This is a genomic window from Solimonas sp. K1W22B-7 (assembly GCF_003428335.1).
Lineage (GTDB): Bacteria > Pseudomonadota > Gammaproteobacteria > Nevskiales > Nevskiaceae > Solimonas_A.
Window position 1 is genome coordinate 4,298,341 of record NZ_CP031704.1, and the last position, 23,400, is coordinate 4,321,740.

General features: G+C 67.4%; 23 protein-coding genes. 6 read left to right on the forward strand and 17 right to left on the reverse strand.

Annotated elements, in window-relative coordinates; all coding sequences use genetic code 11:
- Positions 1–22 precede the first annotated feature (22 nt).
- From D0B54_RS19355 to D0B54_RS19390, 8 genes are all read right to left on the reverse strand, one after another.
- Positions 23–448 (reverse strand): ExbD/TolR family protein, encoded by a 426-nt coding sequence (locus D0B54_RS19355; protein ID WP_205527187.1) that lies wholly within the window; start codon positions 446–448, stop codon positions 23–25.
- Between the two features lie 12 nt (positions 449–460).
- Complete coding sequence (locus D0B54_RS19360) at positions 461–985, reverse strand: MotA/TolQ/ExbB proton channel family protein (protein ID WP_117293265.1); 525 nt, start codon at positions 983–985, stop codon at positions 461–463.
- Positions 978–2,354: a MotA/TolQ/ExbB proton channel family protein gene (locus tag D0B54_RS19365; RefSeq protein ID WP_117293267.1), complete on the reverse strand. Its 1,377-nt coding sequence runs from the start codon at positions 2,352–2,354 to the stop codon at positions 978–980. Before D0B54_RS19365 ends, D0B54_RS19360 begins: the two co-directional genes overlap by 8 nt.
- A 3-nt stretch (positions 2,355–2,357) precedes the next feature.
- Positions 2,358–3,122 carry a DUF3450 domain-containing protein gene (locus tag D0B54_RS19370; protein ID WP_117293269.1) on the reverse strand — a complete coding sequence of 255 codons (765 nt, stop codon included), beginning with the start codon at positions 3,120–3,122 and terminating at the stop codon, positions 2,358–2,360.
- 80 nt (positions 3,123–3,202) lie between these two features.
- Complete coding sequence (locus D0B54_RS19375; protein ID WP_117293271.1) at positions 3,203–3,943, reverse strand: SDR family NAD(P)-dependent oxidoreductase; 741 nt, start codon at positions 3,941–3,943, stop codon at positions 3,203–3,205.
- Positions 3,940–5,157, reverse strand: coding sequence for an NAD(P)/FAD-dependent oxidoreductase (locus tag D0B54_RS19380; protein WP_117293273.1), 1,218 nt, complete (start codon positions 5,155–5,157; stop codon positions 3,940–3,942). The genes D0B54_RS19375 and D0B54_RS19380 overlap by 4 nt, the downstream gene beginning before the upstream one ends.
- Positions 5,158–5,558: 401 nt before the next feature.
- Positions 5,559–6,386, reverse strand: a complete 828-nt coding sequence (locus D0B54_RS19385; RefSeq protein WP_162932576.1) for a TetR/AcrR family transcriptional regulator — start codon at positions 6,384–6,386, stop codon at positions 5,559–5,561.
- Positions 6,379–7,059 (reverse strand): SDR family oxidoreductase, encoded by a 681-nt coding sequence (locus tag D0B54_RS19390; RefSeq protein WP_205527188.1) that lies wholly within the window; start codon positions 7,057–7,059, stop codon positions 6,379–6,381. Before D0B54_RS19390 ends, D0B54_RS19385 begins: the two co-directional genes overlap by 8 nt.
- Before the next feature lie 222 nt (positions 7,060–7,281).
- On the opposite strand from D0B54_RS19390, the gene D0B54_RS19395 reads away from it, so the two are divergent.
- The gene (locus D0B54_RS19395) at positions 7,282–8,748 is read left to right on the forward strand and encodes a class I adenylate-forming enzyme family protein (protein WP_117293279.1); all 1,467 of its coding nucleotides are present in this window, start codon (positions 7,282–7,284) and stop codon (positions 8,746–8,748) included.
- Positions 8,749–8,788: 40 nt separating this feature from the next.
- Here the strand turns inward: D0B54_RS19395 and D0B54_RS19400 are convergent, their stop codons facing one another.
- Entirely contained in the window at positions 8,789–9,568 is a 780-nt protein-coding gene (locus tag D0B54_RS19400) for an SDR family NAD(P)-dependent oxidoreductase (RefSeq protein WP_117293280.1), read from the reverse strand.
- Positions 9,569–9,690: 122 nt separating this feature from the next.
- Between D0B54_RS19400 and D0B54_RS19405 the strand changes: the two genes are divergently transcribed.
- Genes D0B54_RS19405 through D0B54_RS19415 form a run of 3 tightly spaced genes read left to right on the forward strand, consistent with a single transcriptional unit; the run spans position 9,691 to position 12,727 of the window.
- On the forward strand, positions 9,691–10,917 hold the full coding sequence (locus D0B54_RS19405; protein ID WP_117293282.1) for a CaiB/BaiF CoA transferase family protein: 1,227 nt from the start codon (positions 9,691–9,693) through the stop codon (positions 10,915–10,917).
- Between the two features lie 16 nt (positions 10,918–10,933).
- Complete coding sequence (locus D0B54_RS19410; protein WP_117293284.1) at positions 10,934–11,224, forward strand: hypothetical protein; 291 nt, start codon at positions 10,934–10,936, stop codon at positions 11,222–11,224.
- 3 nt (positions 11,225–11,227) lie between these two features.
- The gene (locus D0B54_RS19415; RefSeq protein WP_117293286.1) at positions 11,228–12,727 is read left to right on the forward strand and encodes a class I adenylate-forming enzyme family protein; all 1,500 of its coding nucleotides are present in this window, start codon (positions 11,228–11,230) and stop codon (positions 12,725–12,727) included.
- A gap of 71 nt (positions 12,728–12,798) precedes the next feature.
- On the opposite strand, the gene D0B54_RS19420 is transcribed toward D0B54_RS19415, so the two are convergent.
- From D0B54_RS19420 to D0B54_RS19455, 8 genes are all read right to left on the reverse strand, one after another.
- On the reverse strand, positions 12,799–13,485 hold the full coding sequence (locus D0B54_RS19420; RefSeq protein ID WP_367396789.1) for a TetR/AcrR family transcriptional regulator: 687 nt from the start codon (positions 13,483–13,485) through the stop codon (positions 12,799–12,801).
- Between the two features lie 107 nt (positions 13,486–13,592).
- Complete coding sequence (locus D0B54_RS19425) at positions 13,593–14,336, reverse strand: 2-oxo acid dehydrogenase subunit E2 (RefSeq protein WP_117293288.1); 744 nt, start codon at positions 14,334–14,336, stop codon at positions 13,593–13,595.
- 21 nt (positions 14,337–14,357) lie between these two features.
- Positions 14,358–15,611, reverse strand: coding sequence for an acetyl-CoA C-acetyltransferase (locus D0B54_RS19430; protein ID WP_117293289.1), 1,254 nt, complete (start codon positions 15,609–15,611; stop codon positions 14,358–14,360).
- A gap of 115 nt (positions 15,612–15,726) precedes the next feature.
- Positions 15,727–17,397 (reverse strand): MFS transporter, encoded by a 1,671-nt coding sequence (locus D0B54_RS19435; protein WP_117293291.1) that lies wholly within the window; start codon positions 17,395–17,397, stop codon positions 15,727–15,729.
- Positions 17,398–17,653: 256 nt separating this feature from the next.
- Entirely contained in the window at positions 17,654–17,884 is a 231-nt protein-coding gene (locus tag D0B54_RS19440; protein WP_117293200.1) for a biotin/lipoyl-containing protein, read from the reverse strand.
- Positions 17,881–18,903 carry an alpha-ketoacid dehydrogenase subunit beta gene (locus D0B54_RS19445; protein ID WP_117293293.1) on the reverse strand — a complete coding sequence of 341 codons (1,023 nt, stop codon included), beginning with the start codon at positions 18,901–18,903 and terminating at the stop codon, positions 17,881–17,883. Before D0B54_RS19445 ends, D0B54_RS19440 begins: the two co-directional genes overlap by 4 nt.
- The gene (locus D0B54_RS19450; RefSeq protein ID WP_117293295.1) at positions 18,900–19,895 is read right to left on the reverse strand and encodes a thiamine pyrophosphate-dependent dehydrogenase E1 component subunit alpha; all 996 of its coding nucleotides are present in this window, start codon (positions 19,893–19,895) and stop codon (positions 18,900–18,902) included. The genes D0B54_RS19445 and D0B54_RS19450 overlap by 4 nt, the downstream gene beginning before the upstream one ends.
- A gap of 12 nt (positions 19,896–19,907) precedes the next feature.
- Positions 19,908–21,431 carry a CoA-acylating methylmalonate-semialdehyde dehydrogenase gene (locus D0B54_RS19455; RefSeq protein ID WP_117293297.1) on the reverse strand — a complete coding sequence of 508 codons (1,524 nt, stop codon included), beginning with the start codon at positions 21,429–21,431 and terminating at the stop codon, positions 19,908–19,910.
- Between the two features lie 321 nt (positions 21,432–21,752).
- On the opposite strand from D0B54_RS19455, the gene D0B54_RS19460 reads away from it, so the two are divergent.
- Positions 21,753–22,028 carry a hypothetical protein gene (locus tag D0B54_RS19460; protein ID WP_117293299.1) on the forward strand — a complete coding sequence of 92 codons (276 nt, stop codon included), beginning with the start codon at positions 21,753–21,755 and terminating at the stop codon, positions 22,026–22,028.
- Positions 22,025–23,398 carry a WS/DGAT/MGAT family O-acyltransferase gene (locus D0B54_RS19465; RefSeq protein WP_117293301.1) on the forward strand — a complete coding sequence of 458 codons (1,374 nt, stop codon included), beginning with the start codon at positions 22,025–22,027 and terminating at the stop codon, positions 23,396–23,398. Before D0B54_RS19460 ends, D0B54_RS19465 begins: the two co-directional genes overlap by 4 nt.
- Positions 23,399–23,400 lie beyond the last annotated feature (2 nt).

Genomic DNA, 23,400 nt, shown 5'->3' on the forward strand with positions numbered 1-23,400 from the left:
TTCTCCTCGGCGCGCTTTTGTTTTACTTGCTCGTGGTCGGCTGCAGCAGCACGTTCATCGCGCCACCGGCCCTGGCCTGGTCCATGGCCTTGACCACCACGCCCGTCGGGGCCTTGGTGTTGGCCACGACGATCACCGGGCCATCGGGCTTCTCGCCACGGAAGCGCTCGACGTTGGCACGGATCGAGGCCGCATCGATCAGGCGCTGGTCGATCGAGATGTCACCGCTCTTGTGCACGGCGATGAACAGCGTGCCCTTGTCGTCCTCTTCCTGCTTCTGGTTCTGCGGCGTTGGAGGCGGCGTGTTGAGGCTCAGGCCGACTTCCTTGACGAAGACCGCGGTGATGATGAAGAAGATCAGCAGGTTCAGGACGAAGTCGAGCATCGGCGCGAGGTCGATGGCCTCTTCGTCGTGCTCTACGTGCTGGCGGCGGTGGCGCATTCCCATGGGAAGTCTGTCCTAGAACGTGAAGCGGTCGGCCAGCAATTCCGTCTGCTTGCGGATCGCCGACTGGAAATGAAACACCGGGTACATGCCGGTGACGCTCACCGCCAGGCCGGTCATGGTGCAGTTCATGGCCTTGGACACACCGGAAGCCATGGTCCTTGCGTCTGCCGACCCCAGGATCGCCATGCTGTCGAACACCTCGAGCATGCCGTGGACCGTCCCCACCAGGCCCAACAGCGGGCACATGGGAATCAACACCTTGAGCACCGGCATGTTCTCGGCCATCGCGCCGTTCAGGCGCGAGATCATGGCCTTGCGCACCTGGTGCGAAGCCCAGGACTGGTGCTCCGGACGGCCCTTCCAGTCGGCCAGCAGGCCCGTGACCATCGGCGACAGCTGGGTCTGGAAGAACCACAGGCGCTCGAAGATCAGGGTCCACATGAGGATCCCCGCCAGCAGGATCCACAGGACCAGCGGGCCGCCCGCGATGATCAGCTGGCCGACCGCGTGGAACGGGGCGAGCAGGACTTCAGGCATGGGTGCGCTTCTCGATCAGCTCGGCCAGCAGGCCCGTGCTCTGCTCGTCGAGAATCTGGGTGATGCGCTTGGAACGGCTCTGCAGGGCGGAGTTGGCGAACAGCAGCGGGATCGCGATGCCCAGGCCCAGCAGCGTGGCGATCATGGCCATGGAAATACCGGCGGCCATCAGCTTCGGATCACCCGAGCCGGACTCGGTGATGACCTGGAAGGTGTGGATCATGCCGACGACGGTGCCGACCAGGCCCAGCAACGGACCGGCCGCCACGGCGAGCTTGAGGAAGGACTGGCCGCGTTCCAGCGGCGGCAGTTCCTTCAGCACGGCTTCGGAGATGCGCAGTTCCACCACTTCGGCATCCTCGGTGGCCTTCGGCGCGTTGCCGCCCTTGAAGGACAGCAGCACGCGCCCCAACGGGTTGTCCGCAGCCAGGTTCGACAGGTTGCCGAGCTGGCGGTTGACCTTGGCGCTGGTGATGGTCAGGTAGATGAACTGGTAGATCGCAACCAGGGTACCGATCAGGCCCAGGGCGATGATGATGTAGCCCACCGCTTCGCCTTCGACGACGCGATCCACCATGCTCGGACGCTGCGAGAACAGCGACAGCAGCACGCCACGGGTGGGATCGACGACCATGGCGTGATAGCCCGAGCCCTCCTCTTCGAAGTCCCCGGCGATGCCACCGAAATTGCTCGGTGGCTGCTTGGGGGGCGTGGAGAAGGTGCCGCCGCCGTACTCCAGGAACTGGCCCTCGGAGATCGCGACGAAGGGACCGACACGCAGGACGGTCTTCTCGGTCTGGCCGCCGTCCGGTGCGGTGACCTTGGCCTGGATGCGGCTGATCTTGCCGCCCTCGGTCATTTCGCGCTGCATCTCGAACCAGAAGCGGTTCAGGTCTTCCATCGGCGGCATGGTCTTGGTCTGCGCCAGGCGGTCGATCTGCGGTACGCGATCCGGAAACTGCGCCGTGAGCATGCTGTTGCGGGCGACGGTGGCAAAATCGCCGGCGGTCTGGCGCATGACGCCGAACAGTTCGCCGAGGTTGCCAGCCTTGATGTCGCGGGCCTTGGTCAGCTCGCCGATCTGCGAGTCGTTCGCTTCGAATTGTCGGGCCAGCGCCGCGGCCTGGTTCTCCAGGGCGGTCTTCTCGGCATTGGCCTCGCCCAGCAGCTTGCCCTGCTGGTCGCGGGCGGCAGCAAAGCGGGCTTCGCGATCGGTATTGGCCTTGGCGTCGCGGGCGTCGGCGGTACGGACCTGCTCGAGCAGTTCGTCCAGGGTCTTGGCAGTGGCCGGGGCCTGCTGGGCGAGGGCCGGCAGGCCGATGACGCCAAGGGTCAGGGCGGCGGTGAGCTTGAGGGTTTTGAAGTTCATGGCTTACTTGCTCGCGGCGGCCTGGATGGGGACGATCAGCAGGTTCGGGGAGGTCTGCTTCTTGGCGACCTTCAGGCCTTCCTTGACGCCTTCGGTGTAGTCGTCATCGGCCGTCCAGTCCTTCTTGTCGCGGTCCCAGTAGCCGGTCTCGGCGCCATCGGGGGTCTGGTAGAACAGGCCGACGCGGCCCACGCGCAGGAAGTCCACTTCCTTGTCGGCCAGCTTGCCCTTGTAGGCTTCGATCGTGCGGCCGTATTCCATCTCGATCTGGTAGGCCTCGACGATGCGGCGGTACTTTTCAGAGACCGTGACGTCGGCGCGCGGCATCATTTCCTTGAGCTTCTCGACGCGACCGGCGCGCTCCTGCTTCAGGAACGGCACGTCCAGCGCCACGAACTGCTCGAGGGAGTCCAGCATGCGCACCATCAGCGGCTGGATCTCGATGTTGGTGCGGTCCAGCTCGGCCGATTCCTGGCGGATCGCCTCCATCTCCTCTTCCTGCGACTTGAGCTGCGCGCGCAGCTGCTGCAGGTAGAGCTTCAGGCCTTCGCTTTCGCGCAGGGTGGTGCGGTACTGGTCGGCGATGTCGCGACCTTCGTCGGCCATGGCGTCGACGCGCTTCTGGGACTCGACCTGGGCGACCAGCCATTGGTTGCCCGTTGCAGTCACGTCCTTCACCGTGGCCGCGGAGGCCGCGACGACAAAGAACGTCACGGCCAGAGGAATCGCCACGCGGGCAACCCGTTTTGCTGTCTTGAACACGTACATCGTTGGTCTCCTCCGTAATACGGTTTGATCGCGCCCGGGACCGACCCGGTTCGACCAGTAAGCAATGCCCGGATGCCGCTTCAGACGCCCTGCATGCTGGCCAGGGGCCGGAGGATCACGTCCTCCATCACCGACCTGCGGGACATCTGGTATGCATCCACGAAAACATTCGCGATATCGGCGGCCGACATCAGCTTCTCGAGATCGACGCCGGTACCGGCCCAGGACGGCGATTCCGTCGGGCCCGGGTAGACGCAGCACACGCGGATACCCCGGCTCGCGACTTCCGCGCGCAATGCCTTGGAGAACCCCGCGACGCCATGCTTGGCGGCACAGTAGGCCGCGTTGTTGGCCAGGCCCGTCAGCCCGGAGGTCGAGGACATCAGGAAGATGTCGCCGCTGCCGCGGGCCAGCATGGCCGCCAGGAAAGCGCGGGTCACCGCGAACATGCTGACCAGGTTGTCCTGCAGCACCTGCAGGAACTCCGATACCTGCATTTCATGGGCCGCGCCGCCGCGCCAGCGCCCGGCATTGTTGATCAGCACGTCCACATGCCCGAAGCGGCCGTGAACCTCGGCGGCCATGCGTTCGACCTGGACGTTGTCGTTGAGATCGGCCGGCAGGGCCTCGACCTCCGCACCCGCCTGCCGACAGCGCTCGGCGATCGCGCCCAAGTGCTTGGGATTCGTTGCGACCAGCGCCAAGCGCGCGCCGGGAATGCGGTTCGCAAAACACTCGGCAATGGCCGCACCGATGCCCTGCGATGCACCGGTGACGACCACCACCGGACCCTGGGCTGGCTGGGCGCTCTTCACGGTCATGCCACCAGTGACTTCAGCGCAACGGATTCATCGGCCAGCAGGGCCGGGTCCGAGCGCAGCCGGCCGGCCACCATCTTCTTGCCCAGCATGAATTCCTGCGGCCGGTTGACCGCATCCACGGCGATCACGATGCCGTCCTGCAGGTAGAACGCCGCAAAGCTGTCGGCCTCCATCGAACCGCGGACGACCACGCGGTCGTGGCCGTTCGACAAGCCGACCATCTGCAGCTTGAGGTGATACTGGTCCGACCAGAACCAGGGCACGCCCGCATGGGCGAGCTGCTTGCCGCAGATCGTGGCCGCGGCCACCCGCGCCTGCTCACTGGCGTTGGGCACCGACTCCAGGCGCATGCGCCGCCCGAAGAAACCGTTCTCGTGATTGGTGCAGTCGCCGGCGGCGAGGATGTCTGGATCGCTGGTCTGCGAGTACAGGTCGACGATGATGCCGTTGTCGACCGCCAGCCCGCAGCGCTCCGCCAGCTCCGTGTTCGGGATCAGGCCGATGCCGACGATGATGACGTCCGCGGGCAGGCGCGTGCCATCCTGCAGGATCACCGCCTCCGCCTGCGCATCGCCTTCCAGCGCCTGCACGCCCACGCCCAGGCGGATATCCACGCCTTTGCGCCGGTGCACGGAGTCGTAGTACTGCGACAGCTCGGGTCCGGTGACACGGGCCAGTAGCCGCGGCAGTGCCTCGACCAGGGTGACCTTCAGTCCGGTCTTGATGCCGACCGCGGCAACTTCCAGGCCGATGTAGCCGCCGCCGATGATCACCAGCCGCTGTTCCGGCCTGAACTGATCGCGGAGCCGGCGGATATCGTCGATGGTGCGGACGTAGTGCACGTTCGGCTTGTCGGCGCCCGGCAGTGTCAGGCGCCGCGCGCGTCCACCGGTGGTGAGCGCGAGCTTGTCGTAGCCGACGGTTTCGCCGTCCGCCAGCGTCAGGGCATGCGCCGCACGATCGATCGAGCTCACGCTCACGCCGGTGCGCAATTCGATGTCGTGCTTGGCGTAGGCTTCGCGGGTCTTGATGTACAAGCCTTCCTCGCCCATCTCGCCCGACAGAAACGCCTTGGACAGGGGCGGACGGCGGTAGGGCACGGAAGTTTCGTCGCCGATCAGGACGATGCGGCCGCCGTAGCCCGCCTGGCGCAGCGCGCTGGCCAGATCGCTGCCCGCCTGGCCCGCACCGACGATGACCGTGGTGCCGCTCATGACTGCAGATCCCTCAGGTCTGCCATGACGGGGGCGCAAGCACAGGCGCGGCGGGCAAGCCTTGCGGCTGCCGCAGCACACTGCCGCTGGTTCCCGTCGATATGGGTCACTTGCGCCATCCTCAGTCCTGCTGCCGCCGGCCTTGAGCCGTGTTATGGCGCATCCGCTCCGGGCGATGTCCCGATCCCGCGCGCGCTGCGCTCTCCTCGAAACCTATGTAATCAACAACGTTGTCTATACTACGCTGCTCCCATCCAGATGCAAGTTCAGCGGGGAACCCGCCGCTCAGGGCACGCAACGCAACGAAAACAGGCCGATCACATTCCAGTATCGATCTGCATACTAAGTGAGCCCGGCAGCGCCACAACGCGGCAAGCGCTCAAGGTCAAATCTGGCTGCAGCTAGGGTATCGAGCAGGCCGGGTTCCAGTCTTCGCCGAAGACCTCGGCGCAGACGCGCCGGACCAGTCGATCGAGCGTCGCGGTGTCAGCCGGGTCCACACGCGGCTTCCAGCCGTAGCCATTCAGCATCACCTGCATGTGCCGGAACATCGCCCGATGCGGATCGCGCAGCCCGGCAGCCTCGTGGATCCCCTGCGCATTGGCCAGCTTCTGGATGCCGGTGGCCAGCGCCCAGAAGCCCGCGGCCAGCTCCTGCGCCGAAATCGCCTGCAGCAGCAGGTCACCCGCCTGCACGCCCTCGTCGACGATCGCCACGACCAGTTCTCCGAGTGGCTGGTTGAGCCGGAGGAACTCGCGGCGGCGCTCCACGGTGGCGGCGCGCCAGACCACCTCGGTCAGCACGTACTGGATCAGGCGAAAGTACTCGGGGTAGCGCTGCCCGGAGATCATGTGGGCAACGCCGAGCGCGAACATCCTGTCCCGCGGTCGCGCATGCCAGCGGCTCACGCGCTGGAACAGGCCCACATGCTGACGCGTGTAGTGCGCCGTCAGCGCCAGCAGCAGGTCTTCCTTCGAGGCGAAGTGCCGGTAGACCGTGCCGACCGCGTACTCGCACCTCTCCGCGATACGCGTCATCTGCAGGTTCAGCAGCCCCTCCTCGACGATGAGCTGGCGCGCGCAATCCATGAACAGGCGCTCCCGCCGGTCGAACTCGCGCTGCTGGCGCTCGCGGATCTTCACGGCGCCGAAGCTCCTGCCGCCCGCGGAGGACAGGCCCTCACCCGCAGCGGGCTGCCGCAGCGGCCGCCGGCCCAGGCTCTCAGACACGCCCGGAAACCGGGATCAACGCACCGGTGACGGCGGCGGCGCGATCGCCGAGCAGGAACAGGATCACGTCCGCCAGGGCCTGCGGCGTGACCCAGCGCGAGAAATCGGCGTCCGGCATGTCGGCACGGTTGGCCGGCGTGTCGATGATGCTGGGCAGCACGGCGTTGACCGTGATGTCGCGCGCCTTCAGTTCCTCGGACAGCGCCTCGGTGAGGCGCGCCACGCCGGCCTTGGAGGCCGCGTAGGCGCCCATGCCGGCGGCCGCCTTCACCGCGCCCGCCGCACCGATGTTGACGATGCGCCCGCCCTGCGCCGGAAAGTGCGGCAGCGCCGCGCGGCAGGCATTGACCGCGGTGCGCAGGTTGATCTGGTAGAGCTGGTCCCAGGTGTCGAGCGAGCCATCGGCCAGCGTCTCCCAGCGGAAGCCGCCGGCGATGTTGACCAGCGCGTCGATGCGCCCGTGGCGCGCGGCGATAGCCGCGAATGCCGCCTGCGTGTCCTGGGTGCTGCCCAGGTCCAGCGGCGGCGCGGCCTCGGCCCCCCGCGGCGGCGTACCGGCAATGCGATCCACGGCCACCACCGTGGCGCCGGCGGCAGCGGCCGCTTCCGCAACCGCCCTGCCCAGCGAGCCCAGCGCACCCGTGACCACCACCCGCTTGCCTTTCAGTTCCATGTAACTCATCCGCTTCCTATGACCGGGACAGGGGTCGCCGCACATTCACTTCCTGCACCGGCGCGATGTACACTTATTGTATACAACACTGTTGATTTTCTATCAGGGATGGAGCGGAAGTAAAGGCTGCCCCCGCCATGAGCGGGCCGGACCTTCCCGCAGGGAGCCAGACATGAGCGCAAGCCTTCACTACGACATCCAGGGCGGTTGGTTCAGGCTGCGATGAGCGCACTCCAGGACCTGGTCGCGGCCGCGCTGGCACGTCCGGCCTCCCAACCCGCCCTCGAATTCGAAGGCTGCTGGTCCAGCTGGGGCCATCTGCAGCAACTGGCCGGCCGCGTCGCCGCGCTGCTGCAAGCCAGCGGCGCGGCGAGCCCGGCACCGGTCGCCTTCGTGCCGCGCAACCGTCCTTCATCCGTCGCCGCCCTGCTCGGGCTGCTCGCCGGCGGGCGCAGCATCCGCATGATCTACGCCTTCCAGTCCACAGCGGCCATCGCACGCGACCTGGAGCGGCTGCGGCCCGCGGCGGTGGTCGCCGATGCGCAGGACTTCTCGCCCGAGGTCCGTGCCGTGCTCGCGGCACAGGGCAGCGCCGCTATCATGCTGACGCAGGACGACGCCACGGCGCTGCCGGGCCTCGAATGCTCGCAGGTCACCAGCCCTGCGCAGGCATCCGCGCAGCCACAGATCGAGATCCTGACCAGCGGCACCACCGGCCCACCCAAGGCCTTCACGATCAGCTACGAGCTGATCGCCCGTCACCTGGTGGGCGCGCCCGCCAGCGACCTGTCCACGCTGTCGCCCACCCTGCTGTTCTTCCCGCTGGGCAACATCTCCGGCATCTATTCCACGCTGCCGGCACTGCTGCGGGGACAGCGCGCCGTGCTGCTGGAGCGCTTCAGCGTCGCCGGCTGGCACGACTACGTGCGGCGCTACCGTCCGAAGGTCAGCGGCCTGCCGCCAGCGGGCGTGCAGATGGTGCTGGACGCCAACATCCCCGTCGCGGACCTCGCCAGCATCCGACGCCTCGGCACCGGCGCCGCACCGCTGGACCCCAGCGTGCAGCGCGCCTTCGAAGAGCGCTACGGCATTCCCATCCTGCTGTCCTATGGCGCCACGGAATTCGGCGGACCGGTGACCGCGATGACGCCGGAGCTGCACGCGCAATGGGGACAGCAGAAGTTCGGCAGCGTCGGGCGCACACTGCCGGGTGCCCGCCTGCGCATCGTCGATCCGGACAGCGGCGCCGTCCTCCCGCCAGGGCTAGAGGGACTGCTCGAAGTGATTTCCCCGCGCATCGGGCCGGACTGGATCCGCACCTCGGACATCGCCGTGATCGACGAGGACGGCTTCCTGTTCCATCGCGGCCGCGCCGATGGCGCGATCATGCGCGGCGGGTTCAAGCTGCTGCCGGAAACGATCGAGCGCGCACTGATGCTGCACCCGGCGATTTCAGCGGTGTCGGTCGTGGGCCTCGGCGATACACGGCTGGGCCAGGTGCCCGCGGCCGCCATCCAGCTCAAGCCGGACGTGGCGCCACCAAGCGTGGCCGAACTGGAAGCCCATCTGCGTGACCAGGTCTACACGACGCACATTCCTGTCATCTGGCGCTTCGTGCAGGAGCTGCCCCGGACACCCTCGCTGAAGGTCGACCGGCCAGCGCTGCGCCGCTTGTTTTATGCTGAATGAAAAAAGCCTCGGCAATATCGAGGCTTTTTTAACTGCCGCGCTAGCGCGGCTGCATGCGGATCGCGCCATCCAGGCGCAGGGTCTCGCCATTGATGTAGCCGTTGCGCACGATCTCCAGCGCCAGGCTGGCGTACTCGTCGGCATGGCCGAGCCGTGGCGGGAACGGCACCATCTTGCCGAGGGCGTCGAGCATCTCCGGCGTCGCCCGCGACATCGCCGGGGTATCGAAGATGCCCGGCTGGATCGTGTTGACGCGGATGCCCTCGCGCGACAGATCACGCGCAATGGTCAGCGTCATGCCGACGATGGCCGCCTTGGCCGCCGAGTAGGCCGCCTGCCCCATCTGGCCCTCGGTGGCGGCGGCCGAAGCCGTGCTGATCAGCACGCCGCGCTCGCCGTTGACCGGCTCCAGCGTCATCATGCCGGCCGCCGCGCGCGTGATGCAGCGGAAGGTGCCGACGGTGTTGAGCTTCAGCACCCACTCGAACTTGTCGGTGGGGAATATGTTGATCGCGCCGGTCGTCTTGTCCCGGCGGGCAGTCGGGATCGCATTGCCGCCACCGGCGCAGCACACCAGCACCCGCTCCTGGCCCTGCGCCGCACGCGCCTTGGCGAAGGCCTGGTCGACGCTCTCGTCCGACAGCACGTCGCAGCGGCAGAAGATCGCGCCCGTCCCGGCAGCGGCCTTTTCGCCAACTTCTTCATTGAGATCAAAGATCGCGACCTTCACGCCGGCCGCCCGCAAAGCCTTTACGGTGGCCAGGCCAAGGCCCGAAGCGCCACCGGTTACCACGGCGGCCAGAGAGGGTTCGATCTTCATTTTTCTCCCGATGGGTATGAGTCAGTCGGTCATTTCTAACGCAGGGACCGATACTATGCAACAACGATGTTGATTAGTATCATAGCCCGGATGTCTTTGCGGTGCGTGACGGAGGAACGAGTATGACGCAGGTAATGAAGGGCGTAAGAGTCCTGGAAGTGGCGCAGTTCACCTTTGTCCCGGCCGCCGGGGCCATCCTCGCGGACTGGGGCGCCGACGTCATCAAGATCGAGCACCCGGTGCGCGGCGACACGCAGCGCGGCTTCGTCAACCTCGGCGGCATCGCCGTCAACCCGCTGCGCAGCCCCTTCGTGGAGCACCCCAACCGCGGCAAGCGCAGCGTCGGCGTCGACATCTCCACCCCCGAGGGCATGGAAGTGATCTACGAACTGGCCAGGACCGCCGATGTCTTCCTCACCAACTACCTGCCCTCGCAGCGGCAGAAGATGAAGTTCGACATCGAGCACATCCGCGCGGTGAACCCGAAGATCATCTATGCACGCGGCAGCGCCTACGGCGACAAGGGCCCCGAGCGCGACACCGGCGGCTTCGACGGTACGGCGTTCTGGTCGCGCAGCGGCATCGGCCACACCATGTCGCCGCCGGAACTGGGCGGCCCGCTGGCGCAGGCCATCCCCGCCTTCGGCGACTCGATCGGCGGCATGAACATCGCCGGCGGCATCGCGGCGGCGCTGTTCCATCGCGAGAAGACCGGCGCAGCCGTGGAGCTCGACGTCTCCCTGCTCAGCACCGCCTGGTGGGCCTCGGGAACGTCCATCGACATGGGCATCGACACCGGCAAGGTCATGCGCAACCGCATGCCGTCCGCCGGCGGCAACCCGGGCAACCCACTGGCCGGCAACTACACCACGTCCGACGGCGGCACCATCAACCTCTGCGTGCTCACGCCGGGGCCGCTGATCCGCGACACCTTCACCCACCTGGGCATACCCGAGGCCGCCGACGACCCGCGCTTCGCCGACGCCAAGGCGCTGATGCAGCACTGGAAGGAAGCCGGCGAGCTGATCGCCGAGGCCTTCAGGAAGCAGCCCTTCGAGTACTGGCGCCAGCACCTGAAGACCATGAAGGGCCAGTGGGCACCGGTGCAGAGCCTGCTCGACATCGCCACCGACGAACAGGCCCTGGCCAACGACATGCTGTTCGAGGTGGAAGCCTCCGACGGCGGCGCGCCGATCAAGCTGGTGCGCGGCCCGGTGCAGTTCAACCACGCGCCGGTGCAGACCACCCGCGCCCCGCAGGCCTCCGAGCACACCGAGATCGTGCTGATGGAACTGGGCCTGGAGTGGGATCGCATCGAGAAGCTGAAAGCATCGGGCGCGATCGCCTGACGCACACGAGGAATCCATGAAACCTGGAAGGAAACTGAAAAGCGCCGCCTGCGACACCGAGGTGATGGTGATCCGCGGCAGCGACTTCGTCGTCGAATGCGGTGGCGCCCCGATGGGCGAGGAACGCCCGGCCACACGCGCCGCACTCGATCCCGCTTTCTCCGAGGGCACGAAGATCGGCAAGCGCTACACCGACGCCGCGGGCAACATCGAACTGCTCTGTGTGAAAGCCGGGCCGGGATCGCTGTCGATCGCCGGCGTCGCCCTGCAGCCCAAGGACGCCAAACCGCTGCCCTCGTCCGACTAGCCGATGAACATCTCGCTGATCCTGCAGATGGCCGCCGATGCCGAGCCGGACCGTATCGGCCTGGTCTGCGACGGACGCCGCTGGTCCTACGGCGCCCTGCTGTCCGCTGCCCGCGGTGCCGCCGTGAACATCGTCAGGAGCGGCTGCACCCACGTGGCCCTGCTCGACGAAAGCAGCGAGGCCGCCGCCATCGCGCTGTTCGGCGCCGCGATCGCCGGCGTACCCTATGTGCCGCTCAACTATCGCCTCGCCGACGCCGACCTCGCCGCCCTGCTCCAGCGCGTCGCGCCGGCCTGCGTCATCGGCGACGTCGAGCGCGTGCAGCGCCTGAACCCCGATGGCGGGCATGTGGTGCAGACCCGCGCGGAGTTCGTCGCCCAGTCCGAAAACACGCCGGGCAGCGATGACGAGCCGGCTGAAGCCGGCATCGCCGTCCAGATCTTCACCAGCGGCACCACGGCAGCGCCCAAGGCCGCGCTGCTGCGCCATGCCAACCTGCTGTCCTACATCCTTGGCACCGTCGAGTTCGGCTCTGCGCCGCCGGAAGAGGCGGCGCTGGTCTGCGTGCCGCCGTACCACATCGCCGGCATCGCCGCGCTGATGAGCTCGATCTACGCCATGCGCCGCATCCTGCTGCTGCCGGCCTTCGAACCCGACGCCTGGCTGGCGCTGGCGGCCGCGGAGCGTGCCAGCAATGCCTTCGTGGTACCGACGATGCTGTCGCGCATCATCGCGCGCATCGACGCCGGCGCGGCAGCCGAGCTGCCGGGGCTGCAGGCCATCGCCTATGGTGGCGGCCGCATGCCCCTGGAGCTGATCGACCGGGCACTGGAACTGTTCCCCGGCACCGACTTCACCAATGCCTACGGCCTGACCGAAACCAGCTCGACCATCGCCCTGCTGGGCCCGGAAGAGCATCGCGCCGCCAAGGGCTCGGACGATCCGCAGGCGCGCGCGCGCCTGGGTTCGGTCGGGCGGCCGCTGCCCACCGTCGAAATCGAGATCCGCGACGAGGAAGGCCGGCCGCTGCCGGCCGGCGAGCGTGGCGAAATCTACGTGCGCGGCGAACAGGTCTCCGGCGAGTACCGCGAGCGCAGCGCGCTCGACGCGCAGGGCTGGTTCCCCACCCGCGACGCCGGCTGGCTCGACGCCGAGGGCTACCTGTTCCTCGCCGGGCGTGCGGACGACGTCATCGTGCGCGGCGGCGAGAACATCTCGCCGGGCGAAATCGAGGACCTGCTGATGTCGCACCCGGCCATCGCCGACGCGGCGGCGGTCGCCGTGCCTTCGATCGAATGGGGCGAAGCGGTCGGCATCGCGGTGGTGGCGCGGCCGCAGCATGCGGCGCCCAGCGAGGAAGAGCTGCGCACACTGATCCGCAGCCGCCTGCGATCCTCGCGCGTGCCGGAGCGCATCGCGGTGCTGCAGGAACTGCCCTACAACGAAATGGGCAAGCTGCTGCGGCGCGAAGTACGCAAGCTGTTCACCCCTCCTGCGGCCTGAGAAACGGGCCTGGAAAGCGAAAACCCCAGCCCCCGCGAGGGGACTGGGGTTTTCGATGACCGCAGGGCAGGCTACTTGGTCTTCTTGCGGGCGCTGATGCTCTTCTTCATGCGCGCATCGAGTTCCGGAAACTTCTCCGGGCGCACCGTGCCGTAGAGGCTCAGGCGGATCATCTCGCTGGAGAAACGCCTGGCCATCTGCTGGCGGTCCTTGGCGGTGCGCGTCTGGGCGCGGGCGAACACCGGCCAGAGGAAGGCACCGATCAGCATGATCACGGAATGGACCTCGGCGTCGATGCCCGGCTGCGCCAGGTCCGACTGCGCGAACTTCTCGAACGACGACCAGTACTGGTTCCAGAACGGATCGTTGTCCGGCCGGCTGGAGCTGAGCACCTCGAACAGCCAGACACGGCCCAGTTCGGGGTTCTCCATTGCGAATTCGGCCATGTGCTCCGCGATCGACTGCGGATCCATCAGGCCGATGGCCTGGTCATGCTGCTCGCCGAAGACCGCCAGGCGCAGTCTTTCGCTGACCCAGGCCGTGGTCGCCTCGAGCAGTTGCTCGCGAGTGGGAAAATGCTGGTAGGCAGTGCCTCGGTTGACGCCCGCCAGCTGCGCCACCTGGGATACGCTCAAGCCTTCGGGACCATCCTTCGCCAGCAGCTTGCCGGCCGCCTCAAGGATTGCCGCGCGCGTTCCATCCGGGTCCCGCTTGCGTCTCCGCATCTTCTTGTCCGAAATGTTAACTCCGTCCAGCATATTGTCCGACTCCGGATGGTTTGCCAATATTAGTCGCTTTTGACGGTTTTTGCACAACTATGTTGTTCATTTAATGGACGATGGCGGCCGGACGGCCATCGCCGCCCTCAACCGAATTCGCAGGTCTCCAGCCACTCGGCGATCGCGCGCACGAAACGGGCCGCATCCGCACCATTGATCACGCGGTGGTCGTAGCTCAGGGACAGGGGCAAGAGCTGCCGCAGCACCGGGCGGCCTTCCTCGTCCGGCAGGAAGCGGTCCTGCGTACGGCAGATGCCGAGGATCGCCACTTCGGGCGCATTGATGATCGGCGTGAAGCCGGTCCCGCCGATATGCCCCAGCGACGACAGGGTGAAGCAGCCGCCGGACATTTCCGCCACCGACAGGCCCTTGGTCCGCGCCTTTTCCGAAATGCGCGAGGTCTCGCCGGCAATCTCGTCGATGCTCTTGGCGTCGCAATCCCGCAGCACCGGCACCAGCAGGCCATTGGGCACGTCCACCGCGATGCCGATGTGGTAATGCTGCCGTGCGGTCAGCGTCGAGCCGTCGGCATTCAGGGCACTGTTGAAGCGCGGATAGCGCTGCAGCGCCGCCACAGAAGCCTTGACCAGCACCGGCAGCAGCGTGCGCTTGTGCTCCGGGTTCGCGGCGTTCCACTGCTTGCGGCGCCGCTCGAAGCCCGTGATGTCCGCATCGTCGTGATGGGTGACATGCGGGATCGACAGCCAGTTGCGGTGCATGACCCGCCCGACGTAATGCTGCGTGCGTCCCACGGCCTTGGCCTCCACCGGCCCATAGCTGGACAAATCGTCCGCCGGCCAGGGCAGCATGGATTGGGTCTTGTCGTTCATTTCCGGGTTCCCGCGCAGGCGCTACACACGTTCGATGATGATCGCGGGTGCCATGCCGCCCGCGGCGCACATGGTGATCAGCGCACGCTTCTTGTCGCGACGCTCCAGCTCGTCGAGCACGGTGCCGATCAGCACGGCACCGGTCGCGCCGATGGGATGCCCCAGCGCGATCGCACCGCCGTTGACGTTGACCTTCTCGCGATCGAGCCTGAGGTCGCGGATGAACTTTTCCACGACCACTGCGAAGGCCTCGTTGACCTCCCAGAGATCGATGTCGCTGGTGCTCAGGCCGGCCTTGGCCAGCACCTTGTTCGCGGCCGGCACCGGCGCATTCAGCATCAGCGTCGGATCGTCGCCGACGTTGGCGGTGGCAACGATGCGCGCGCGCGCCTTCAGGCCGCGCTTGCGCGCATAGCCCTCGGAGGCGAGCAGCAGCGCCGCGGCGCCGTCGACCACGCCGGAGGAACTGCCGGCGTGGTGGAAGTGCTCGATCTTCAGGTCCGGGTAGCGGCTGTTGATCAGCTTGCGGAAGGTCGTGCCGCTGGCGTCGATCGGCATGTCGGCCACCTGGATGAAGCTCGGCTTGAGGCCTGCCAGGTCTTCGGCCGTGGTCTGCGGACGCGGGTACTCTTCCTGGTCCAGCACGACCTTGCCCGCGTCATCCACCACCGGGATCAGCGAGCGGGCGAAGCGTCCTTCCTGCAGCGCACGCGCGGCGCGCTTCTGGCTTTCCAGCGAGAAGGCATCGAGCGCCTCGCGGCCGATGCCCTCCATCGAGGCGATCGCATCGGCGCAGACACCCTGGTGCGATTGCGGGTGCCGTGCCTGCAGGCGCGCATTGCCCGAGCCCATCATCAGCGACTTGAGACCCGCGGCCCTCTCCTGCTCCGACATCGCCGTGATCAGCGACATCATCTCGGTGCCGCCGGCGATGACCAGGTCTTCCATGCCGGAGCGGATCTGCGCCGCTGCGAAGCTGGTAGCGGTGATGCCGCTGCCGCAGAAGCGGTCCAGCGTCACGCCACTGACGCGCACGTCGAAGCCGGCGTCGAGCGCGGCCATGCGGCCCATGTCGCCGCCCTGCATGCCCTTCTGCGCACTGGTGCCCCAGATCACGTCGTCGATGTCGGCCGTCTGCAGGTCGTTGCGCTGCTGCAGGGCCTTGAGGACCGTGGCGGCCAGGTGCTGCGGATGCATGCCCGAATAGGCGCCCTTGCCGGGCTTGCCCAGTGCACGAGGGGTACGGACTGCATCGATGATCAGGGCTTCGGCCATGGGGCTCCTCGGCGAACGCGATGGGGCGGCCGATCGGACGACCGCGTACTCCTTCGAGTATAACCGCGGGTTTCTATTTTAGTCGACAGTGTTGCCTATTAAATAGGCCTGCCGCTCAGGGCGGCAGCAAGGGCGTGTGCTCACCGCTGTGGTCGGGCGTATCGGCGTGCCAGCGCACCGAACCGAAGGGCCGCTCCAGCCTGCGCCGCACGCGGGAACCACCCGTCGGCGTATGGAACCCGTCGATCCGCAGCTGCAGGTCCCGGTCCGCGTTCGTGTAGCGGCTGCGCTGGCGCAGGTAGTCGCCCCAGGTGGGACAGTGATAGCGCTCCGTCCACAGCTCCGGATCGGCGATATCGCGCGACAGCGACCACTCGAAGGCGCCGTTGCGCAGGCGCGTACGCTGCATCCCCAGCATCACCTCGTAGAACTGCCGCGCCCGCTCCGGATCCACGCGATAGTCGATCTCGATCACGACCGGCCCGCTGCGCGCCGTGATCGGCAGCGCCACTTCCGGCTCATGCGTCAGCTCCACCTGCTCGGCATCGGAGCGGGAGATGCGCGGCATCGGCAGCAGCAGGCCGATCAGCGGTGTCAGGATCAGCAGCCCACCCGAAACCATCAGCGCCACCTGCAGGCCGTGGTCGGCGGTCACGCTGCCCCAGAACCAGGCGCCGATGGCGATGCCGCCCGTCAGCGAAGACTGGAACCAGGACAGCGCGCGCGCCGCCACCCAGCGCGGCGCGGACAGCTGCACGCCGACACTCAGCAAGGTGACCAGCAGCATGTAGCCGGCGCCGGCCACCATGAAGCAGGCAGCGCTCGCCAGCAGGCTGTGACTGAAGCCCAGCAGCAGGATCATCAGGCCCGACAGCGGCGCACACAGCAGGAAGGCCTGCTCCGGCTTGAGCCGCTCGCGAACCTCGCTGACCGCAAAGGCACCCACGACCGCGCCGATGCCGCTGGCGCCCAGCAGCAGGCCGTAGGTGCGGGCATCGCCATGCAGCAGATTGCGCGCGATCAGGGGCGTCAGCGCGACCGTGGAGGCACCGGCAAAGCCGGTGGCGAAGGCTCGCACCATGACGTTGCGGATCGGCGGCGAATGGATCGCGTAACGCGCCCCCGAAACGATGGCGCGATACATCCGCTCGGGCGGCAGGCGCGGCGGCACATGCTTGCGCCGCCAGAAATAGAAGGCTGCCAGCAAGGGCAGGTAGAACAGGGCGTTGATCGCGAATGCCGCCATCGCTCCCGCGGCCATCACCACCACACCGCCGATCGCCGGGCCGAAGCTGCGCGCGATGTTGTAGCTCACCGAGGCCAGCCCTACCGCGGCGGGCAACAGTTCCGGCCTGACCTGCTCGCTCACCGAGGCCTGCCAGGCCGGGCCATAGAGCGCGACGCCGGCCCCGATCAGCGCGCAGGACGCCAGCAGTACCCAGGGCGTGGTGAGTCCCAGTGCCGCCAGCACCGTCAGGCTGGCGGCGCTCAGCGTGGCGAAGGCCAAACCGAGCATGGCGATCTTGCGCCGGTCGAACATGTCGGCGACGGCACCGGCCGGAACGGCCACCAGCATCAGCGGCAGCATCAGGGCTGTCTGCACCAGCGCCACCATGCCGGGCGAAGAGGTCAGCCGCGTCATCTCCCAGGCCGCGCCCACGCCCTGGATCAGTTGTCCGAAGTTGGACAGCAGGCTGGCCGACCAGATCGTCAGGAAGGTCCGCTCGCGCAGCGGCTCCAGCGCAGCCCAGCCGCGGCGCGGCGGCGCATTCAGCGGGTCAGACATGGCTGGGCTGGCCCCCGAGGATGTCCAAGGGGCCCGCGGCGTCAGCGGCCAGATCGACGCCGGAGGCCTTGATCGTCAGTCGCTCGACATGTTCCATTCAGATCCCCTGGAATGGCGCCCACGATGCAATCGCGCACTACGGATATCGCGAGGCAGGAGGAGGAGGCAGAGAAGCGCGGCGCCGGGCTCCAAGCTTACACAAGCGCCGCAGCCCGGCCCCCACCCTCCCGCGGAGCGTCGACAGCCTATGCCGCGCTCACAGGATCTCCGCGATGAGCGCCCCGATGGGATAGACCTCACCGGTAGCCGCATGGACCTTGAGCATGCCCGAGGCCGGCGCCTCGACCTCCTGCACCGACTTGTCCAGCTCCAGGGTGTAGAGCGGCTTGCCCGCCTCCACCTGGCCGCCGTCGGGCACCAGCCATTCGGTCAAGGTGCCTTCCTGGGCGGAGAACCCGATCTGCGGGATGCGGACTTCGGTGCTCATCGGCGGCCCTTCCCGTTCAGGGTCTGGCGGATCGAAGCCTCGATCGCGCTGGGTTTGTAGAGGTATTCCTGCTCCAGCACCTTGGCGAAGGGCACGGTGACGTCGCGCGAGGCCACGCGCAGCACCGGGGCCTTGAGTTCGCTGTACAGGTGCTCCTGGATGCGGGCGGCGACTTCGGCACCGGCGCCGAAGCTGCGGGGAGCTTCGTGGACCACGACCGCTCTTTGGGTCTTGGCCACCGATTTGAGGATGCTGTCGGTGTCCAGCGGCGAGACGGTGCGCAGGTCCAGGACTTCGACGGAGATGCCTTCGGCGGCGAGCTTCTCTGCGATGACCAGGGTGTCGCGCAGGGGGCGGCCGTAGCCGATGACGGTGACATCCGTTCCCTCTCTTGCGACGTTGGCCTGGCCCAAGGGGATGATCCTGCCCTTCTCCGGCTCGGGGCCGGTCTGGGTGCGGGTCATGGCATCTTCGATGAACAGGCAAGGGTCTTCATCGAAGATGCAGCCCAGCAGCAGGCCGTAGGCGTCCGCGGGGCTGGAGGGGATGACGACCTTCATGCCGGCGACGTGGGCGAACCAGGCTTCCAGCATGTCGGAGTGCTGGCCGGCGGTGCCGGCCCCGGCGCCGGTGCGGGTGCGGATGGTGATCGGGACGTGGGTCTGGCCGCCGGACATGAAGCGCAGCTTGGCGGCGTGGTTGACGATCTGGTCCATCGGTACGGTGATGAAGTTCATCAGCATGATCTCGGCCACGGGACGCAGGCCGGCCAGGGCGGCGCCGACGGCGGCGCCGACGATGGCCTGTTCGGAGATCGGGGTGGTGCGGACTCTGGATCCAAACTTGGTGGACAGGCCCTTGGTGACCTTGAACACGCCGCCGCCCTCTTCGTCGGCGATGTCTTCGCCCAGCATGATGACGCGGGGGTCCATCTCCATGGCGTCATGCAGGGCGCGGGAGTAGGCCTCGGTGAAGCTGATGGTTTTCGTGGCGGTGGTGGCGGCAGTGGGGGCGTTCATGCCGGGGCTCCCGTGGGGTCTGCGTAGATGTCGCGGTTGATTTCGTCCAGATCCGGCACGGGGCTGTCGAGGGCGAACTGCAGGGCGTCGTCGATGTCGGCTTCGATCTGCTTTTTCAGGTCTTCCAGCTCGGCTTCGCTGACGCCGCTGGCCAGGACGGCGGCGCGGGTGGCGGGCATGGGGTCCTTGGCCAGGGCGGCGTCGTATTCGGCCTTGGGGATGTAGGCGCCGGGGTCGCCGAAGTAGTGGCCCATGAAGCGGAAGGTCTTGGCTTCCAGGAGCGTGGGGCCTTCGCCGGACCTTGCGCGGGCGACGGCGGCGGCAGAGGCGGTCCACATGGCTTCTGGGTCGTTGCCGTCGACGGTGACGCCCCGCATGTTGGGGCCGTAGGCGGCGGCACGATCGGAGATGCGGGCGGAGGCGGTGGCCTTGCCGTACGGGGTGCATTCGCCGTAGCCGTTGTTCTGGCACAGGAAGATCACCGGCAGTTTCCACAGGGCGGCCAGGTTGAGGGCTTCGTGGAAGGCGCCGATGTTGGAGGCGCCATCACCGAAGCAGCACAGGGTGACCCGGTCCTCGCCCTTGAGCTGGCTGGCCCAGGCCAGGCCGTTGGCGATCGGCAGGCCGCTGCCCACGACACCCGTCGTGACCATCACGCCCGATGCGGGGTGGGTGATGTGCATGGCGCCGCCCTTGCCCTTGCAGGCGCCGGTGGCCTTGCCGTAGTACTCGGCGAACAGGGACCGTAGCGGGATCCCCTTGGCCAGCTGGTCGTGGATGCCGCGGTAGGTGGTCACCAGGTAGTCGCGGGCATTCAGGTGTACGCCCATCGCCGCCGCCAGGATCTCCTGGCCGCGCGGGGAGTAGTACACCGCCGCCAGGCGGCCCGACCGCAGCAGGCCGCGGAAGCGCTCGTCCACCAGGTGAATGCGCAGAGCGAGGGTGTAGACGGCCAGCAGCGTGGCCGGAGAAAAATCCTGCTTCGAAGTCATGTCAGTTTCGCCTTACTTCATCGTCGGCATGGAGAACTCGGCGCTGCTCTTCACATCCTTCGGCCAGCGCTGCGTCACCGCCTTGAGGCGGGTATAGAAACGCACGCCTTCACGGCCGTAGATGTGGTGATCGCCGAACAGCGAGTTGCGCCAGCCGCCAAAGCTGTGGAAGGCCATCGGCACCGGCAGCGGCACGTTCACGCCGACCATGCCCACCTCGATCGCGGAGGTGAAGGCCCGCGCCGCGCTGCCGCTGCGCGTGAAGATGGCGGTGCCGTTGGCAAAGGGGTGGGCATTGATCAGCTTGATCGCCGACTCCAGGTCCGGCACGCGCGTGATGCCCAGCACCGGCCCGAAGATTTCCTCGCGGTAGATGCGCATCTCCGGCGTCACGCCGTCGAACAGCGAACCGCCCAGGAAGAAGCCACCGGCCTTGCCGGCAAAGCCGGGGCGCCCGTCCGCCAGCAGCTTGGCGCCTTCACCGACACCGGACTCGATGTAGTCGCAGACCTTGGCGCGATGCTCGCCGGTGATCAGCGGTCCCATTTCCGTGGCGCTGTCGGTCGGCACGCCGACCCGCAGGGCCTTGACCTTCGGCAGCAGCTTTTCGATCAGCTGGTCGGCGCAGGCATCGCCCACCGCCACCGCGATCGAGATCGCCATGCAGCGCTCGCCGGCCGAGCCGTAGGCCGCGCCGAGCAGGGCTTCCACCGTGTCGTCGATGTCGGCATCCGGCATGATCACCGCGTGGTTCTTGGCGCCGCCCAGTGCCTGCACGCGCTTGCCGCGCTGCGTGCCTTCCAGGTAGACGTGGCGCGCCACCGGCGTCGAGCCGACGAAGCTGACCGCGGCCACGTCCGGATGCTGCAGCAGCCCGTCGACCGAGGTCCGGTCGCCATGCAGCACATTGAACACGCCCGCCGGCAGGCCGGCCTCATGCAGCAGCTTGGCCAGCAGGATCGCGGTCGAAGGATCGCGCTCCGAGGGCTTGAGGATGAAGGTGTTGCCGCAGGCCAGCGCCACCGGGAACATCCACATCGGCACCATCGCCGGGAAGTTGAACGGCGTGATGCCGGCCACCACGCCCAGCGGCTGGCGCAGGCTGTAGGCATCGACACCGGTGCCGACGTTCTCGTTGTGCTCGCCCTTCAGCAGGTCCGGAATGCCGCAGGCGAATTCCACCACTTCCAGGCCGCGCACGATTTCGCCGCGGGCATCGGCCAGCGTCTTGCCATGCTCGCTGGAAATGACGGCCGCGATTTCGTCGGTGGCCGCTTCCAGCAGCTGGCGGAAGCGGAACAGCACGCGCGCACGGCGCAGCGCCGGCGTCGCCGCCCAGTCGGCGAAGGCCGCCTTCGCGGTCGCCACGCAGGCGTCCAGTTCCTCGGCGGAGGCGTAGGGCACGCGGGCGCTGACGGCGCCGGTGCTGGGGTTGTAGACATCGCCGGTACGGATCAGCGGACCGGTAACAGTCTTGCCGCCCACCCAGTGGGGGACCGAGGGGACCGAAAGAGTCGATTGGGCAGGAGCGGACATGGTGAACCTTGAATAGGAGTTGAACGGCTTCAGGCAACGTCACACGCTAAGGACCCGCCCGTTATAAGTCAACAGCGTTGTTCATATATTGATCAATGGGGCCGCCTCCGAGACCCCGCCTGCCGGCACCCCGCAAGCGCCCTACCGCAGCCTGGCGCGCCGGATCAAGCATGAATGCGTGCAGGATCAACCGGCCCCTCTGCCGGAAATCCATGATCCCTCCCAGGATGATCGGCCAGGCGCCCCGGCAGGGTCCAGCCGGGATTGCGTACCTGCACGGCAGGAGCGCAAAGCCCCCCAAAAGCGGGCGTTGCGCGCCGGATGGTCCTGGACTATATTAAATCAACACTGTTGTTTATTAAACAGGCGATCGCCATGCTAGCCGACTACCTGATCCACCTGGAGCATCACCGCGTCGGCCGCAGGGTCGCCCTGCAGCTCTGCGTCTGCGGCATCAGGCTGCCCCGCATCCCGGCCGCACTTACTCCCCTCCTCGCTCTCCTGTTCAACGTTCCGGCCCAGGATTTGAGGGAGACAGGCCTTCCAGGCATCGCACATACCCATTCACCGGAAACGAAGGCGAACACCGCGTCATGAAAAGACTGGCCATGGTCGACGACACCTTCCTGCGCTTCGAAAGCCGCCGGCAGCCGCTGCACATCGGCATGCTGATGCTGTTCGAGCCGCCGGCCGGCGCAGGGAAGGAGTTTCCGGCGCAGGTGGCCGAGCGCCTGAAGCAGTCCACCCGGGCCGCCCCGCCCTTCAACCAGCGCCTGGTGCGCCGCGGCGGCCTGCACTACTGGGAGCAGGACGATGAGTTCGACCTCGCCCACCATTTCGTCCACCTGTCGCTGCCGCAGCCGGGCCGCATCCGCGAACTGCTGGCGATGGTGTCGCGCGTGCACGGCGGGCACCTCGACCGCGCCTATCCCCTGTGGCGCATCTACCTGATCGAGGGCCTCGAGGACGGACGCTTCGCCGTCTACCTGAAGATCCACCACTCCGTGGTCGACGGCGTGGCCGGCATCCGCATGCTGATCAACATGATGTCCACCGACGCCGAGGCCTCCAGGCAGCTGCCGCCGCCCTGGGAAGTGGGCACCCGCAGGTCCGAAACCAATCCCCTGCCGATACCGACGCGCACCGCCGGCGGCCTGTCCGCCCTGCGCTCGCTGACCCGCGAAGGCCTGAAGGCCTTCACCCCGGTGCTGCGCGAACTGCGCAGCAGCTTCCAGGACTTCCGCGCGAAGAACGCCGACCTGGTCGTCGGCGGCCAGGCCCCGCGCTGCCTGCTCAACCAGCAGGTCAGCGGCACACGGCGCTTCGCCGCGCAGTCCTATGCCACGCCGCGCATGAAGGCCGTGGCCAAGGCCTACAACGCCACGCTCAACGACGTGATCCTGGCGATGTGCGGCGGTGCCCTGCGCCGCTACCTGCAGGACCTCGACGAACTGCCCGACAAGCCCCTGGTCGCCGCGGTGCCGGTGTCGGTGCGCCGCGACCACACTGCACTGGGCAACGAAGTCGCCTTCACCCTGGCGCACCTGGCCACGCACCTCGACGATCCGGCCGCGCGGATCGTCGCGATCAAGAGCTGCATGGACTACAACAAGGAGCGCATCCGCCGCCTGTCGCCCGCACAACTGGTGACCTACGCCTCGCTGATGCTGATGCCCGGCGCGGTGAATGCCCTGCTCGGCCTGACGCCGGACAAGGCCCTGGGCAACATCGTGATCTCGCACGTTCCCGGCCCGCGTCAGACGATGTACTGGCAGGGCGCGCGGCTCAGCGGCCTCTACCCCGCCTCCCTGCTGATCGACAGCGCCGCGCTGAACATCACCATCATCAGCCGCCACGACACGGTCGACTTCGGCCTGATCGCCTGCCGCAAGACCGTGCCGCACATGCAACGGCTGCTGGAGTATCTCGAAGACGCCCTGACGGAGCTGGAAGGCACGATCAAGTGAAG